Below are 15,264 nucleotides of genomic sequence, written 5' to 3'. Positions count from 1 at the left end.
CACAAGAGCTGAATGTCAGCATGACCTATTCGATCAAAGCGGGGGTTGCACGCCGTCGCGGCGGGTTACGGCCGTCGAGCCGAGCCTCGCGCTGTCTTTGCTGGAGCACCGTGGTGCATTCATTCCTTGATCATCGCCCGCATGTCCACCCTGCGTTCGTTCGCCGCGCTGCGGCGTTTCGCGAGCCACATCAGCAGCGTGATGAAGGTGCCGAACACGACGATGATCCACTGTGCGGGCATCTTCGCCGTGAGCAGCAGCGCGTACACGCCGAGCATCAGCAGCACCGCGAGGTTCTGGTTGAAATTCTGCACAGCGATCGAGTGACCGGCCGACAGCAGCGTCGCGCCGCGATGCTGCAGGATCGCATTCATCGGCACGATGAAAAAGCCCGACAACGCACCGAGCACGATCATCAGCGGATAGGCCAGCAGAATGTAGTAGGGCGCGACGTGCGTGCCGAAGCGCAGGCCCGCGCCCGCCGGGAACAGGTCCTTGTTGTAGAAGGCCATCGCGATCGCCACCGCGCCCGTCAGCACGCCGACCGGCAACACCTTCAGCGAGTGGCGCAATGGAATCAGCGCGGCCGCGCCCGCCGCGCCGATCGCGATGCCGAAGCCGGTCACGCCTTGCATCACCGCCGCCTTCGACAACGACAGCCCGAGGTTCACGTTCGCCCATTTGAGCACCAGCAACTGCATCGTCACGGCGGCGCCCCACATCAGCGTGGTCACCCACAGCGCGATCTGCGCGAGCTTGTCGGCCCACAGCACCCGGAAGCAGTGATGGAAATCGCCGACCAGCTTATTCGGCTCGGTCAGCCGGTTCGGATAGCGCGCGCCAGTGTCCGGAATGAAGATGTTGATCGCGGCGGCGATCGCGTAGGTGAGCATGACCGCGCCCATCGCGAGATCGGCGGCCGAGCGGATCAGCGGCATATGCGCACGCGTGACGAAATGCTCGAAGACGGTGCTGATCAGCGCACCGCCGAGCATCGTGCCGGCGATCGTCGACAGCACCGTCGCCGATTCGAGCCACGCGTTCGCCTGCACGAGCTTTTCGGCGGGCAGCAGCTCGGTGAGGATGCCGTACTTGGCGGGCGAATACGCGGCTGCGCCGAAGCCGACTACGCCGTAGGCGATCATCGGATGAACGCCCAGAATCATCATCAGGCAGCCGCTCGCTTTCAGCGCGTTGGAGATGAACATCACGTGACGCTTCTGCATCGAATCGGCGAACGCGCCGACGAACGGCGCGAGCATCACGTACGAGATCGTGAAAAAAATCTGCAGCAGCGGCGTAACCCACGCGGCCGAGCGCATCACGGAAAGCAGGGCGATGGCGGCGATCAACAGCGCATTGTCGGCCAGCGACGAAATGAACTGTGCCGCGATGATCGTATGGAAGCCTTTTTTCATGGGGCAGATTGGAGGCTGCGCCCGGGGCGAAAGTCGGGCAGGGTCAAAGCGGCATGGAGCAGGGAATGGTCCCGGCGGAGTACCGCCCCGAATAACTTTCCGCTTTTTAGCACGACGCTCCGGACACTGGAGCGCCGCCAACAGAAAAGCGGCCGAAGCCGCTTTTCTCTGCAACCGTTATGCGTTGCCGCGGACCGGCCGCGGCGGCGCACCTTACGCCGACTGCTGACGCGTGCGGCTGTAGCGCGACAGGATCGGAATCATCTGCGCGTAGACCTTCGGGTTGCCCGCGACGACTTCGCCGACGTGCAGGAACTCCGAATCACCGGTGTAGTTGCCGACCAGGCCGCCGGCTTCGGTGATCAGCAGGCTGCCCGCCGCGACGTCCCATGCGTTCAGGCCCTGCTCGAAGAAGCCGTCCATGTGGCCGGCCGCGACGTTGGCCAGATCGAGCGCGGCGGCGCCCGGACGGCGCAGGCCGGCGCAGGCTTCGGTCATCTCGGCGAACTGACGGCCGTACGATTCGAGGCTGTCCTGCGCGCGGAACGGAAAGCCGGTGCCGATCAGGCAGTCGGCCAGGCGGTCACGCTTGGCGACGCGGATGCGGCGATCGTTGAGAAACGCGCCACGGCCGCGCGATGCGGTGAACAGATCGTTGCGGGTCGGATCGTAGACGACGGCCTGCGTGACGACGCCCTTGTGCGCGAGCGCGATCGACACGCAGTAGTAAGGGAAGCCGTGGATGAAGTTGGTGGTGCCGTCGAGCGGATCGATGATCCACTGGTATTCGGAATCGTGGTCCGACTTGCCCGACTCTTCGGCGAGGATGGCGTGATCGGGATAAGCGGTCTTCAGCGTTTCGATGATCGCCGCCTCGGACGCTTTGTCGACCTCCGTGACGAAATCGTTGTGCTGCTTTTTGCTGACCTGAATCAGGTCGAGATCGAGCGATGCGCGGTTGATGATCTGAGCTGCGCGGCGCGCGGCCTTCACAGCGATATTGAGCATGGGATGCATAAACTGATCCTTGTGCCGGGGCAGCACGGCTGCCGGCCGGTAAATAAGCGCGAAACTGCGCTGACGGGCGCCGCAACGACGCAAAAACAGCACGGAACGGCAGACCGGCTATCAAACCGGAGAGCATTCCGTCGACGGAGACGAATTGAATAAGAACGGTGCGACCGGTTCGACGCAAGCTTCAGCAAACGTCGGCGCCGGACGCGAAAAGCGGTATTTTACCTGAGTCCGGGCGCCCTCGCGCATGCTCGCTCACGTGCGGCTGATGTACCGCACAGGCGCCCGCCGGTGCCGGTCAGATGCTGCGCCCTCGTCTGCGCGCGTGGCTCGCGCGTGCGCCTGATTCGGCATAAGTGCCCGTTGGCGCTACCATACGCGTCTTGAGTCCTAGCCAGCCGAGTTTCATCGTGGATCACACCCACCATTCCTCCGACCCCGCCGTGGCCGATTTGCGCGGCGGCTTCACGTCGACGCGTTTCGTGCTGGTCGAGCCCAGCCATCCGGGCAATGTCGGCGCCGCGGCGCGCGCGCTGAAAACCATGGGCTTTTCGCGGCTCGTGCTCGTGTCGCCGCGCGTGCCGAACGTGCAGAACGACCCCGAAGCGATCGCGATGGCGAGCGGCGCCGATGACGTACTCGCCTCCGTGCACGTGGTGCCGTCGCTCGCCGATGCACTGACTGGCGTGCACTGGTCGATTGCGCTAACCGCGCGGCTGCGCGAATACGGTCCGCCGCAATGGACGCCGCGTGCGGCTGCCGCCGCCGCGCACGCAGAGGCGATGCACGGCGAGATCGCGCTGGTGTTCGGCAACGAGCGCACGGGCTTGTCGAACGAGGACGTCGAGCGATGCAGCGCGATCGCGCATATTCCGGCCAATCCGGCCTATAGCTCGCTCAATCTCGCGCAGGCGGTGCAGGTGCTCGCCTACGAGCTACGCACCGCGTACCTCGGCGCCGACGAAGCGAGCGACGGCGCACCCACCGCGGGAGCACACGCGGCGCCGGCCGAATCCGCCGCTCCACGCGCGCAGATGGCGGCCAGCGACGAGATCGAGAGCATGTTCGCGCATCTGGAAAGCGCACTGGTCGCGCTCGAGTTTCTCGATCCGGCCAATCCGAAGAAGCTGATGTCACGGCTGCGGCGGCTCTTCGCGCGCTCGGGCCTCGAGCGCGAGGAGGTCAACATCGTGCGCGGCATCGCCAAGCACATCCTGCTCAAGACCAGGCGGACCGGCTGACGGTCCGTTGACCAGCCCGTGACGGCGCACCTGATGCGCCGCCTTCGTCTGACGACAACCTTGCAAGTGACGGGGACTTCCGGCAGGTTTCGCACAATCGCCCTACAATCCACGAAACGTTAGAAGCAAAGCTGCCGCCGTGCTAAGCGGCAGCGATGCCATTAGCTATGGCGCGAAATGCAGAGTCCCGCGCATGCGCAAACCGCGCGGATTCGCTCACGCAGACGGTTTTCCCCCAACAATACAGTCCCTGCCATGTTCACGAGACTTCGCGAAGATGTTGCCACCATCCGCGAGCGCGATCCCGCCGCCCGCAGCGCATGGGAAGTGCTCACGTGTTATCCGGGGCTGCACGCGCTCGTGCTGCATCGGATCGCTCACGCGTGCTGGCGCGCGAAGCGCCGCTGGCTCGCGCGTTTCGTGTCCCAGATGGCGCGCTTCATGACCGGCATCGAGATTCATCCGGGCGCGAGCGTCGGGCGGCGCGTGTTCATCGATCACGGCATGGGCGTCGTGATCGGCGAGACCGCGCAGATCGGCGACGACTGCACGATCTACCAGGGGGTGACGCTCGGTGGCACGTCGCTCACGCGCGGCGCGAAGCGGCATCCGACGCTCGAGCGTGGTGTGATCGTCGGTGCGGGCGCGAAGGTGCTCGGCGGCTTCACCGTCGGCGCGGACGCGAAGATCGGATCGAACGCGGTCGTGACGAAGCCGGTGCCCGCGCGTGGCACTGCGCTCGGCAATCCGGCGCGGATCATCGTGCCGGCCGCGGCGGCTGCGAACGGTGCGAACGGTGCGAACCCGAATGCGAACGACGCCGCGCGTGACGCGAAGCGCGGCAGCGAAATCAGCGCGTTTTGCGCATACGGCATCACGCCCAACGCGGACGATCCGGTTTCGCTCGCAATTCACGGTCTGATCGACCATGCGGCTACTCAGGCGCGACGTATCGATGAAATCGTCGATGCGCTCGAGCGGCTCGGCACGAGCCTCGAAGGTCTGCAAGGCGCGGATGCGGCGTTGCTCGATTTGCGGCGGCTATCGGCGGCGATCGCGGGGAAGGTGGAGGGGCTGGCGGGGGAGCGCTAGGTATCGGCGCCTCGGCAGCGCGAAGCGCACGCCGTACCCACGAGGTCAATCCAGCGGCAACGCTCGAATCCCGTCGGCATCGATCTTCAGATAGCCGCCCCGGCGCTCGCCGTGATCGAGATCCCAGTCGGGCAGAACCCAGCGCGTGCCGCCCGGCTCGCGATGCCGCGCGGGCAGATGGGTATGCCCATGAATGATCGTCGCGGTCTTCGATTTCCTGAACAGCGCGGCGACACCTTGCGGGGTCACGTCATACTTGATCGGCATCGGCCGCGTGCGGCCATGCTCGCTCTTCGAGCGCATGTTCTCGGCGAGCTTGCGACGCCAACGAAACGGCCACGCGAGAAACAGAATCTGCGCGAGTCGATTGCGCGCGAAACACCTGAACAACTGATAGCCGCGATCCGCGGTGCACAGACCATCGCCATGGGCGAGCGCAATGCGCGTGCCGAACGCGGTAATCACGAACGGATCGGGCAGCCAGATCGCGCCGGCCGCTTTCATGAAGCGCTTGCCCAGCAGAAAGTCGCGGTTGCCGTGCATGATGTAAAGCGCGATGCCGCGCTCGGACAGCGTGTGCAGCAGCGCCGCAATATGGGCGACGAACGGCTCGCTCAGCATGTCGTCGCCGACCCAGTACTCGAACAGGTCGCCGAGGATGAACACCGAGTCGGCCGCTTCCGCGCTCACGCGGATGAAATGCTCGAACGCGGCGACCGTGCGCGGAATCGCCTCGCTCAGATGCAGATCGGAGAGGAAGAAAAAAGGGCGCGCGGCGTGCGGGCGTTGGCCCTCGCCTGGCACGCCCGCGGCGACGCTTCGCAGCGGCGTCTCTTGCAGCATTGAAGGTGCCTGATTTCAGTTCAAAGGAGTCGACGCCCGCATGAGGCGCGACTCACTCACGGTTTAGCCGACGACGACAGCTTTTTCGATCACGACATCATCGACCGGCACGTCCTGATGGAAGCCCTTCGAACCGGTCTTGACCTTCTTGATCTTCTCGACCACGTCCATGCCTTCGACGACCTTGCCGAACACCGCATAGCCCCAGCCTTGCGGCGTCGGCGACGAGTGGTTCAGGAAGTCGTTGTCGTTCACGTTGATGAAGAATTGCGCGGTCGCCGAATGAGGGTCGTTGGTACGCGCCATCGCGATCGAGCCGTTCTCGTTCTTCAGACCGTTGTTCGCCTCGTTGGTGATCGGCTCGGCCGTCGGCTTCCGCTTCATGCCGGGTTCGAAGCCGCCGCCCTGGATCATGAAGCCGTCGATCACGCGGTGAAACACCGTGTTGTCGTAGTGGCCGGCCTTCACGTAGTTCAGGAAGTTCTCGACCGACTTCGGCGCCTTTTCGGCATTCAGCTCGAGTTTGATGAGGCCGTGGTTCGTATGCAGTTCAACCATGATGGAATCCTTTGATGAACAGGTGGATAAAAGGCGCGGCGCGTCGTCATGTGCTGACGACCGGCCGCGCCGGGGCGTTGGTTGGGGCCGGGCTTCGGCCGCGCGGGTTCGCTTGCCCGTTCGCTTTTACTTGCTCACCACCGTCGCCGACTGGATCACGATCGGCTTCTGCGGCACATCGCTCATCGGGCCGCGCGTGGTGGTGGGCGTGGCTTCGATGCGTTTCACGACGTCCATGCCGCTCGTGACCTTGCCGAATACCGCGTAGCCGTTGCCGTCCGGATTCGGGTAGTCGAGATTGGCATTGTCCACCGTGTTGATGAAGAACTGCGCGGTGGCCGAATTCGGGTCGCTGGTACGCGCCATCGCGATCGTGCCAGCGGTGTTCTTCAGACCGGTGCGGCTTTCGAGCGGAATCGGCGCGCGCGTCGGCTTCTCGACGAAGCTCTGCGTGTAGCCGCCGCCCTGGATCATGAAGCCCGGAATCACGCGATGGAAGATCGTGCCGCTATATTGGCCGGCTTTCACGTAGTCGAGGAAATTGGCGACCGTCTTTGGCGCTTTCTCGGGATACAGCTCGACGCGGATGTCACCCTCCGACGTCTTCAGCAGCACGGAAGGATGAGCGGCCTGCGAACCGGACTGCGCAAAGGCGGGTGCGTTTGCGATCAGGGCGGCGCTGCCGAGCGCCAACATCAACCATTTCATGAAAGTCCTCGGGGTTGGAGAAAACTTGCGGCAGGCAACGAGCCCGGCGCTCAGCGCGACGGCGCCATGTACGGCGGCATGGCGAGCGAGCCATTCGGGCCGCCGAACTGGAAGCTCGGGCTGTCCGTGATGTTCGACGTGGGGTGCGCGGCGGGCACGGTCGTCTGCTCGGCGGCAGGCTGCGACGCCGCGGCAGCGGGCGTTGCCGGCGACACGACCTTCTGGATATCCGCGAGACGCTGCGCGGTCCTCGGGCTCGCCTTGCCGAGGCTCTCCGCGCGACGGTACGCGGCATCGGCGAGGCGCAGATAGAGGTCACCGAGGTTCTCGAACGCGAGGCCGTAGTTCGGATTGACCTGGGTGGCCATCTCGAGCGCCGCGCGCGCTTCGGTCAGACGGCCTTGTCTCGCGAAGAGTGTGGCGAGGTTGTTGTACGGCTCGGGCAACTCGGGATACAGCTGCGTGAGTTCGGTGAACGCCGTGATCGCTTCGTCGTCGCGATTCAGATGCACGAGCACGTTTGCGCGTTTGAACTTCGCTTGTGCGTCGCGCGGATTCGCGGCGACGCGCGCATCGAGTTGGGTCAGCGCGGCTTGCCAGTTTTTCTGCGCGATCGACGCGTCGATTTCCGGCGTATTGTCACGCACGGCGGGGCCTTGCGGCATCACCGCGGTCTTCTGCGCATAAGCGCTCGCGACCGGCACCGCGGCAAGTGCGGCAAGGACGGTGACGCGCCACGCGAGGGCACGCGCCGCTTCGAAAGTAACGCCACCGACAACGTTGCCAAACGCAGTCGCGGCGAGGGTCGCAGCGCTGTGCGCGCGGCCGCTGGAGTGTTTCATAGGCTCAGGTCTGGATGTTATACTCCGAGCCATTCTAACAAAAGGTCTGCGCGTTCCGTCGAACCGCCGACTGTCTTTTCGCCACTCGTGGCCGTCTCCGCCCGGTTCGCAGCCTCGTCTGCAGCCTGATCGCCGCACGAGGTGCGCCGGTTTCAGCTGTATGCGATGCACCCCGTTATCCTGTTCGTTTCGCGGGTCGTGGCGCGCATGAAGCACAATGCGGAATTCTTTCGGCCCACGCACCGCTCTCTATGGAATCTCTGCGCATTTACAACACGCTCGCGCGTGACAAACAGACTTTCGTGCCGCTGCGCGAAGGTGTCGTGCGGATGTACGTCTGCGGGATGACCGTGTACGACTATTGTCACGTCGGTCATGCGCGCGTGATGGTCGTGTTCGACATCGTGCAGCGCTGGTTGCGTGCGCTTGGCTACAACGTGACTTACGTGCGCAACATTACCGATATCGACGACAAGATCATCAAGCGCGCAGTCGAGAACGGTGAAACCATCAAATCGCTGACCGATCGCTTCATCGCCGCGCTGCATGAAGACGCGGACGCGCTCGGCATCGAGCGTCCGGATATCGAGCCGCGCGCGACCGACTTCATTCCGCAGATGCTCGGCATGATCGAGACGCTCGAGAAAAACGGCTACGCCTACCAGGCGAGCGACGGCGACGTCAACTACGCGGTACGCAAATTCGCAGGCTACGGCAAGCTATCGGGCAAGTCGCTCGAAGACCTGCGCGCTGGCGAACGCGTGGCGGCCAACGACGCCAAACAGGACCCGCTCGACTTCGTGCTGTGGAAGCAGGCGAAGCCCGAGGAACCGGCCGACAGCGGCTGGGATTCGAAGTACGGGCGCGGTCGTCCCGGCTGGCACATCGAGTGCTCGGCGATGGGCTGCACGCTGCTCGGTGAACAGTTCGACATTCACGGTGGCGGCCAGGATCTGCAGTTTCCGCACCACGAAAACGAGATCGCGCAAAGTGAGGCCGCGACCGGACAAACATTCGTCAATTACTGGATGCACAACGGCTACGTACAGATCGACAATGAGAAGATGTCGAAGTCGTTGAACAATTTTTTTACGATTCGCGAAGTGCTCGCGCAGTACGATGCAGAGGTGGTGCGTTTCTTCATCGCGCGCGCGCATTACCGCTCGCCGTTGAACTACAGCGACGTACATATCGACGACGCGCGCAATGCACTCGCGCGTTTGTACACGGCGTTGAAAGACGTGACGCCCGATAGCGCCGTGCTCGACTGGAACGAAGCGCACGCGCAGCGTTTCCAGGCGGCAATGAACGACGACTTCAACACGCCGGTGGCCGTGTCGGTGCTGTTCGAGCTGGCCACCGAAGTGAACCGCACGCGCGACCCCGCGCTGGCCCGTCAATTGCGCGCGCTTGGCGCGGTGCTCGGGCTGCTCGGACGCGAACCGCGTGCATACCTGCAGCAGGCAGCGGGTGCTGCAGCCGAAGGCGCGCTCGAGCCCGTCGCGATCGAAGCGAAGATCGCCGCGCGCATCGCCGCCAAGCAGGCAAAGGACTATGCGGCAGCAGACCGGATCCGGGCCGAATTGCTCGATGCCGGCGTTGCCCTTGAAGACAAACCCGGCGGGTTGACCGAGTGGCGGCGCGTGTGAGCGCACCTCGTACTTCCCTCTGAACGACTCGCCAGGCAGGAGGCAGGATGGCAACGGCCACGAAGACGCCGGCTAAACGCGCGGCGTCTCAAACCAGTGCGGCAGCCGCGGCATCGGCTGCCGCAGCATCGGCTGCCGCAGCTCAGTCGACTCGTGCGGGCGGCGGCGCGGTAGACAAAGCGCCCTCGAAAGCGGGCGGGGCGGCGGCGAAAGCCGACTCGGCCGCGGCAAAGAAGAGCGCGGCCAAACGCTCGCTCAATGGCGCGGGCACTGAAGCTGCGCACGCGCCTGCGAAACGCGCGAAAACGGCGTCGCGTGCGAAGGGCAACGGTGCGTTGCCGGCCAAACTCGCGGCCGAGCTCGCCGGCGACGTGCAGGAACTCGCGCGCGACAAGAACGCGGGCGAAGTCGTGCGCAAGACGCGCGTATCGGCCACCTCGGCGAGCACGGCCAGCGCGGGCGGCGAAGCGGCCGGTGTCGCATCGCTCGCGAACGAAGTCGCGGTGCCGGTGCAGATCGGCGGTCTCGCGCCTGAAGTCACGCGTCCCGCGTATTGGGACAAGGCGTGCGCGGATCTCGTCAAGCGCGATCGCATTTTGAAGAAGCTGATTCCGAAGTTCGGCCCCGTGCATTTGCTGAGTCGTGGCGATCCTTTCGTCACGCTTGCGCGCTCGGTGGTCGGCCAGCAGATCTCGGTCGCCTCGGCGCAGGCCGTGTGGGCGAGGGTCGAAGTCGCGTGTCCGAAGCTCGTGCCGCAGCAGTTCATCAAGCTCGGTCTCGAGAAGCTGACCGCGTGCGGTTTGTCGAAACGCAAGGCCGAGTACGTGCTCGATCTCGCGAGGCATTTGGTGTCGGGCGCGTTGCACGTCGGCAAGTGGACGTCGATGGACGACGAGGCGGTGATCGCCGAACTCACGCAGATTCGCGGCATCGGCCGCTGGACCGCGGAGATGTTCCTGATTTTCAACCTGTCGCGTCCCGATGTGCTACCGCTCGACGACCTCGGCCTGATCCGCGCGATCAGCGTCAACTATTTCAGCGGCGAACCCGTCACGCGCAGCGAAGCGCGCGAGGTTGCCGCGAACTGGGAGCCGTGGCGCACGGTGGCGACCTGGTACATGTGGCGTAGTCTCGATCCGTTACCGGTCGACTACTAAAGAAGAACAGGAAACGAAGCCGTTTCAAAGACTATCGCGTATATGATATCGATAGTTGAGAAATGGTTTTGACATCGGCGCACGCGGTTAGAATACGCGCTGCCCGGTAAGTCCAAGGATTACAACCAATGAAGACCACGTTTCTGGATTTCGAACAGCCGATCGCTGAACTCGAAGCGAAGATCGAAGAATTGCGCTTCGTGCAGGACGACTCGGCCGTCGATATTTCGGAAGAGATCGAGCGGCTGTCCAAGAAGAGCCAGCAGCTCACCAAAGATCTGTATGCGAACCTCACACCGTGGCAGGTTTCGCAAATCGCCCGTCATCCGCAGCGTCCGTACACGTTCGATTACGTAAGCGAGCTGTTCACCGACTTCCATGAACTGCATGGCGACCGCAACTTCGCGGACGATCTGTCGATCGTCGGCGGTCTCGCGCGGTTCAACGGCCAGGCGTGCATGGTGATCGGTCATCAGAAGGGCCGCGACACCAAGGAGCGCGCGCTGCGCAACTTCGGCATGCCGCGTCCGGAAGGCTATCGCAAGGCCGAGCGGCTGATGCGCCTCGCCGAGAAGTTCGGCCTGCCGATCTTCACGTTCATCGACACGCCGGGCGCGTACCCGGGCATCGGCGCGGAAGAGCGGGGCCAGTCCGAAGCGATCGGCCGCAATCTGTACGTGATGGCCGAGCTGAAGACGCCGCTGATCGCGACGATCATCGGCGAGGGCGGCTCGGGCGGCGCACTCGCTATCGCGGTGGGCGACAGCGTGCTGATGTTGCAGTTCTCGACCTACTCGGTGATCTCGCCGGAAGGCTGCGCATCGATCCTGTGGAAAAGTGCCGCCAAGGCACCGGAAGCAGCGGAGGCGCTTGGCCTGACCGCGCATCGTCTGAAGGCGCTCGGTCTGATCGACAAGATCGTCAACGAGCCGCTCGGCGGCGCGCATCGCGATCCGAAGGGCATGGCGGCGATGCTGCGCCGTGCGCTCGCCGATTCGCTGCGCCAGTTCCAGGGTATGAGCACCAACGACCTGCGCGAACGCCGTTTCCAACGGCTGATGGCGTACGGCAAATTCAAGGAAACGACGCCGGGCGCATAAGCCCGCGCGTTGGCCTGTCTCTTTCGTCCACCGGCGCTTTCCGCGCTAACGACGTGACCACCACCGCCGACTCATCCGCCGAGCGCCTCGTGATCGAGGCGCTCGGCGCCGCGCTGTCCGGGCTCGATTCGAACGCGCGCATTGCGGTCGCGTTCAGCGGCGGCGTCGATTCGAGCGTGCTCCTCGATGCGGCGGTGCGCATCGCGGGTGCGTCGCGCTGTATCGCGCTGCACGTGCATCATGGTTTGAGTCCACATGCCGATACGTGGCTCGCGCACTGCGAGGCTTTCGCGCGCGAACGTGGCGTCGAATTCGACGCGCGACGCGTGGATGTTTCGCGCGCGCCGGGCCTGAGCATCGAGGCCGCGGCACGCGACGCGCGTTATCGCGCGCTCGAAGCGATGTGCGCGACGCACGGCATTGGCACGCTATGGCTCGCGCAGCATGCGGACGATCAGGCCGAGACCGTGCTGCTGCAACTGCTGCGCGGCGCGGGGCTCGCGGGTCTCGCGGCGATGGCGCCCGGCACGCTGCCGACAGGTGCGTCGACGACACGTGTGCGGCCGCTTTTGCATCTGCTGCGCGCGCAGCTCGAACACTATGCGAGCGCGCGCAAGCTGCGCTGGATCGACGACGAATCGAACGCGGACACGCGTTATGCGCGCAACGCCTTGCGTCTTCAGGTGATGCCGGTGCTCGCGGTGCACTTCCCGGGCTTTCGCGATGCGCTCGCGCGCACGGCCGCGCATTCGGCATCGGCGCAGCGATTGCTCGACACGCTCGCGCGCGCCGATATGGAAAGCGCGTCGCGCGATGAAGGACGCGCCCTCGCGCACGACGTGCTGCTCGCTCTCGACGACGATCGCGCGCTGAATCTGCTGCGCTACTGGATGCGTACGCTCGGCTTCGTCGCGGCATCGAGCGCGCGTGTCGCGGATGCACTGCGGCAGTTGCGCGAAGTGGCAGCGGGGCAGGACGGACATCGGCTGCGCATCGATCATGCGGGGCATGCGTTGCGCAGCTATCGCGGCCTCGTCTACTGGGAAGCCGGCGATAGCAGCGAACCCGCCGACGAAACCGCGCTCGTCGAGCGCGAGATCAGTGAACTCGCGTGGCAAGGGCAAGAGATCTGGCATTTGCCGCAATGGCGCGGCACGTTCGTGTTCGCGATGGTGGATGCAGCCGCTGCTTCCGACGTAGCCGACGCAACGCACGCAGCGCCACGTAACGAAGCATGCGACATGGTTCCCGTCAGCGTCCTGCAACGAGCCTCTCTAAGCGTGCGGGCGCGCCGCGGCGGAGAACGCATGCGCGTCGGTGTGCCGAACACGCCCAGCCGCACGCTGAAGAACCTGTTTCAGGAGCGCGGCATTCCCGCATGGAAGCGCGACGTGCCATTGCTTTACGTTGGCGATGAACTGCTGTTCGTGCCGCTGATCGGCGTGAATCGCGGGACTGTGCGTGACGCATCTCCGGAGCGCGAAGCGTGCGTGAAAATCGTCTGGCGCGAGGATCTGCTGATCGCCTGAGCGCCGGTCGGACAGTCGCGCAAGCCGTGCGTGCAGATGTCGAAAGCGTGAAACAGGGCGCAAATCAACGATAAAACAGGCCATTGCAGGCCTGATTCGCCGCATTTGAGCGCTCGTTGCGTCTTGTCTTTTTGCGCCTAATCAGGTACTTTAGCTTGTTTGCCCGACCCGATTTCGCCGTCGCTTTTGTCGCTATCGGTCGTTAGTGTCGGCAGGCGTGCGTGATCCGTCGTCGCCGTTCAATTCCGATCAGCCATTTGCGATTTCATCCCGGGCAAATCCGCGCGTGCTGCACGCGTGCTGCATCTACGCCGCCACACACTTTGCCGCCGTTCACGAGACGTTGCGCCCCTGTGCTTTCTGTGCGGTCGTCTCCAGCGCGCCAGCGCGGTTTCTCTTCCAGTTCAGAACGACAATGGCACTCATCGTACATAAATACGGCGGCACCTCGATGGGCTCGGTCGAGCGCATCAAGAACGTCGCCAGGCGCGTCGCGAAATGGCACAAGGCCGGCCATCAGATGGTCGTCGTGCCGTCGGCAATGTCCGGCGAAACCAATCGCCTGCTTGGCCTCGCGAAAGAAATCACGACTCAACCGAGCCCGCGTGAACTCGACATGATCGCCGCCACCGGCGAGCAGGTCAGCTCGGGTCTGCTCGCGATCGCGCTGCAGGAAGCCGGCGTCGAAGCGGTCAGCTACGCAGGCTGGCAGGTGCCGGTCAAGACCGATAGCGCGTTTACGAAAGCGCGCATCAGCGACATCGACGGCGAGCGCGTCATGCAAGACCTCGCAGCCGGCAAGGTGGTCGTGATCACCGGCTTCCAGGGCATTGACCCGGACGGCCACATCACGACGCTCGGCCGCGGCGGCTCGGACACGTCGGCAGTCGCGGTCGCGGCCGCGCTGAAGGCCGACGAGTGCCTGATCTACACGGACGTCGACGGTGTGTACACGACGGACCCGCGCGTCGTTGAAGAAGCGCGCCGGCTCGACCGCGTGACGTTCGAAGAAATGCTGGAAATGGCCAGCCTGGGTTCGAAGGTGCTGCAGATCCGCTCGGTGGAATTCGCCGGCAAATATCAGGTGAAAACGCGCGTGCTGTCGAGCCTGACCGATCCGCTGATGCCACTCGACGAAGAAATGAAGTCGGGCACCCTGATTACTTTTGAAGAAGACGAGACCATGGAAAAAGCAGTCATCTCGGGTATCGCGTTCCAGCGCGACGAAGCTCGCATCGCCGTGATGGGCGTGCCCGACAAGCCGGGCATCGCGTATCAGATTCTCGGCCCGGTGGCGGACGCGAATATCGATGTCGACATGATCATCCAGAACCAGAGCGTCGAGGGCAAGACGGCATTCACGTTCACGGTTGGCCGCGGCGACTATGCGCGTGCAATGGAAATCCTCACCGGCACGGTAAAGGCGCACGTCCAGGCCGAGCAGGTGCTGGGCGACCCGAAGGTGTCGAAGGTGTCGGTGGTCGGCGTCGGGATGCGCTCGCACGTCGGCATCGCCAGCAAGATGTTCCGCACGCTGTCGGAAGAGGGCATCAACATTCAGATGATCTCGACCTCGGAGATCAAGATTTCGGTGTTGATCGACGAAAAGTACATGGAGCTCGCGGTACGCGCGCTGCATAAGGCCTTCGAACTCGATCAGGCATAAGTGGCGGGAAAAACGGGGCGCTCTGGAGCGTCCCGTTTGTTTTGTGGCGTTCATGTGAATGAATTGCGTGATGAGACGCCACGTTGGCACAAATAATGTTCGTCAGACATTGACCTTATCGGCCCGGCCCGCTATGATCTTGGCTTCGTCGCACTGACTCCCTGTGCGACCGAAAGTTTGGGAGACGTGGCCGAGAGGTCGAAGGCACTCCCCTGCTAAGGGAGCATCTGGGCCAAAACCTGGATCGAGGGTTCGAATCCCTCCGTCTCCGCCAGCAATGGTGGCGAAACCCCGCAGAGTCTAGGCTCTGCGGGGTTTTTGTTGTGTGCCGAGCATGCTCAACAGCTCGGGGGTGAAAGTCCCCTATCCAGCCTGATGGTGGTGAAGGATTAGCGAAGCGCAAGGGCGTCGTCGTGAGGCGGGGTCTGAAAGAAGCGCGTAGCAAAG

At 64.0% G+C, this 15,264-nt stretch carries 13 protein-coding genes and 1 tRNA gene; 8 read left to right on the top strand and 6 right to left on the bottom strand.

The window, feature by feature from the left end:
• Positions 1-119: 119 nt before the first annotated feature.
• Together lplT and F6X37_RS21160 are read right to left on the bottom strand one after the other, a co-directional pair.
• A complete protein-coding gene (gene lplT, locus F6X37_RS21165) occupies positions 120-1,418 on the bottom strand; it encodes a lysophospholipid transporter LplT (RefSeq protein WP_187612649.1) in 1,299 nt (432 codons plus the stop codon).
• Positions 1,419-1,631: 213 nt separating this feature from the next.
• Positions 1,632-2,435 (bottom strand): inositol monophosphatase family protein, encoded by an 804-nt coding sequence (locus tag F6X37_RS21160; RefSeq protein ID WP_090805360.1) that lies wholly within the window; start codon positions 2,433-2,435, stop codon positions 1,632-1,634.
• Between the two features lie 407 nt (positions 2,436-2,842).
• Here F6X37_RS21160 and F6X37_RS21155 point away from each other — a divergent pair, with 407 nt between their 5' ends.
• A complete protein-coding gene (locus F6X37_RS21155; RefSeq protein WP_090800702.1) occupies positions 2,843-3,673 on the top strand; it encodes an RNA methyltransferase in 831 nt (276 codons plus the stop codon).
• A gap of 255 nt (positions 3,674-3,928) precedes the next feature.
• A complete protein-coding gene (cysE, locus tag F6X37_RS21150) occupies positions 3,929-4,765 on the top strand; it encodes a serine O-acetyltransferase (RefSeq protein ID WP_187612648.1) in 837 nt (278 codons plus the stop codon).
• Positions 4,766-4,810: 45 nt separating this feature from the next.
• Here the strand turns inward: cysE and F6X37_RS21145 are convergent, their stop codons facing one another.
• The 4 genes from F6X37_RS21145 to F6X37_RS21130 form a co-directional block, all read right to left on the bottom strand.
• Positions 4,811-5,608, bottom strand: coding sequence for a UDP-2,3-diacylglucosamine diphosphatase (locus F6X37_RS21145; protein ID WP_090800699.1), 798 nt, complete (start codon positions 5,606-5,608; stop codon positions 4,811-4,813).
• Between the two features lie 63 nt (positions 5,609-5,671).
• Entirely contained in the window at positions 5,672-6,166 is a 495-nt protein-coding gene (locus tag F6X37_RS21140; RefSeq protein WP_187612647.1) for a peptidylprolyl isomerase, read from the bottom strand.
• Positions 6,167-6,292: 126 nt separating this feature from the next.
• On the bottom strand, positions 6,293-6,874 hold the full coding sequence (locus F6X37_RS21135) for a peptidylprolyl isomerase (protein ID WP_090800696.1): 582 nt from the start codon (positions 6,872-6,874) through the stop codon (positions 6,293-6,295).
• 50 nt (positions 6,875-6,924) lie between these two features.
• The gene (locus tag F6X37_RS21130; protein WP_187612646.1) at positions 6,925-7,716 is read right to left on the bottom strand and encodes a tetratricopeptide repeat protein; all 792 of its coding nucleotides are present in this window, start codon (positions 7,714-7,716) and stop codon (positions 6,925-6,927) included.
• A 251-nt stretch (positions 7,717-7,967) separates the two neighbouring features.
• Here F6X37_RS21130 and cysS point away from each other — a divergent pair, with 251 nt between their 5' ends.
• The 6 genes from cysS (at position 7,968) to F6X37_RS21100 (ending at position 15,091) form a co-directional block, all read left to right on the top strand.
• The gene (gene cysS, locus F6X37_RS21125; RefSeq protein ID WP_184057267.1) at positions 7,968-9,365 is read left to right on the top strand and encodes a cysteine--tRNA ligase; all 1,398 of its coding nucleotides are present in this window, start codon (positions 7,968-7,970) and stop codon (positions 9,363-9,365) included.
• A gap of 47 nt (positions 9,366-9,412) precedes the next feature.
• Positions 9,413-10,522 carry a DNA-3-methyladenine glycosylase family protein gene (locus tag F6X37_RS21120; RefSeq protein WP_187612645.1) on the top strand — a complete coding sequence of 370 codons (1,110 nt, stop codon included), beginning with the start codon at positions 9,413-9,415 and terminating at the stop codon, positions 10,520-10,522.
• Positions 10,523-10,650: 128 nt separating this feature from the next.
• Positions 10,651-11,622 (top strand): acetyl-CoA carboxylase carboxyltransferase subunit alpha, encoded by a 972-nt coding sequence (locus tag F6X37_RS21115; protein WP_187612644.1) that lies wholly within the window; start codon positions 10,651-10,653, stop codon positions 11,620-11,622.
• Between the two features lie 53 nt (positions 11,623-11,675).
• Positions 11,676-13,151 carry a tRNA lysidine(34) synthetase TilS gene (gene tilS, locus F6X37_RS21110; protein ID WP_187612643.1) on the top strand — a complete coding sequence of 492 codons (1,476 nt, stop codon included), beginning with the start codon at positions 11,676-11,678 and terminating at the stop codon, positions 13,149-13,151.
• A gap of 415 nt (positions 13,152-13,566) precedes the next feature.
• Complete coding sequence (locus F6X37_RS21105; RefSeq protein ID WP_090800687.1) at positions 13,567-14,817, top strand: aspartate kinase; 1,251 nt, start codon at positions 13,567-13,569, stop codon at positions 14,815-14,817.
• Between the two features lie 180 nt (positions 14,818-14,997).
• Positions 14,998-15,091, top strand: a tRNA-Ser gene (locus F6X37_RS21100).
• Positions 15,092-15,264 lie beyond the last annotated feature (173 nt).

The sequence above is a fragment of the Paraburkholderia sp. 31.1 genome (assembly GCF_014397645.1).
Classification (GTDB): Bacteria; Pseudomonadota; Gammaproteobacteria; order Burkholderiales; family Burkholderiaceae; genus Paraburkholderia; species Paraburkholderia tuberum.
The sequence above is the reverse complement of the archived record's forward strand: the minus strand, read 5'-3'. Positions and strand labels throughout refer to the sequence as shown.

Coding starts and splice junctions, on each gene's coding strand:
- lplT (WP_187612649.1), bottom strand. CDS start 1,418: ATGAAAAAAGGCTTCCATACGATCATCGCGGCACAGTTCATTTCGTCG.
- F6X37_RS21160 (WP_090805360.1), bottom strand. CDS start 2,435: ATGCATCCCATGCTCAATATCGCTGTGAAGGCCGCGCGCCGCGCAGCT.
- cysE (WP_187612648.1), top strand. CDS start 3,929: ATGTTCACGAGACTTCGCGAAGATGTTGCCACCATCCGCGAGCGCGAT.
- F6X37_RS21145 (WP_090800699.1), bottom strand. CDS start 5,608: ATGCTGCAAGAGACGCCGCTGCGAAGCGTCGCCGCGGGCGTGCCAGGC.
- F6X37_RS21140 (WP_187612647.1), bottom strand. CDS start 6,166: ATGGTTGAACTGCATACGAACCACGGCCTCATCAAACTCGAGCTGAAT.
- F6X37_RS21135 (WP_090800696.1), bottom strand. CDS start 6,874: ATGAAATGGTTGATGTTGGCGCTCGGCAGCGCCGCCCTGATCGCAAAC.
- F6X37_RS21130 (WP_187612646.1), bottom strand. CDS start 7,716: ATGAAACACTCCAGCGGCCGCGCGCACAGCGCTGCGACCCTCGCCGCG.
- cysS (WP_184057267.1), top strand. CDS start 7,968: ATGGAATCTCTGCGCATTTACAACACGCTCGCGCGTGACAAACAGACT.
- F6X37_RS21120 (WP_187612645.1), top strand. CDS start 9,413: ATGGCAACGGCCACGAAGACGCCGGCTAAACGCGCGGCGTCTCAAACC.
- F6X37_RS21115 (WP_187612644.1), top strand. CDS start 10,651: ATGAAGACCACGTTTCTGGATTTCGAACAGCCGATCGCTGAACTCGAA.
- F6X37_RS21105 (WP_090800687.1), top strand. CDS start 13,567: ATGGCACTCATCGTACATAAATACGGCGGCACCTCGATGGGCTCGGTC.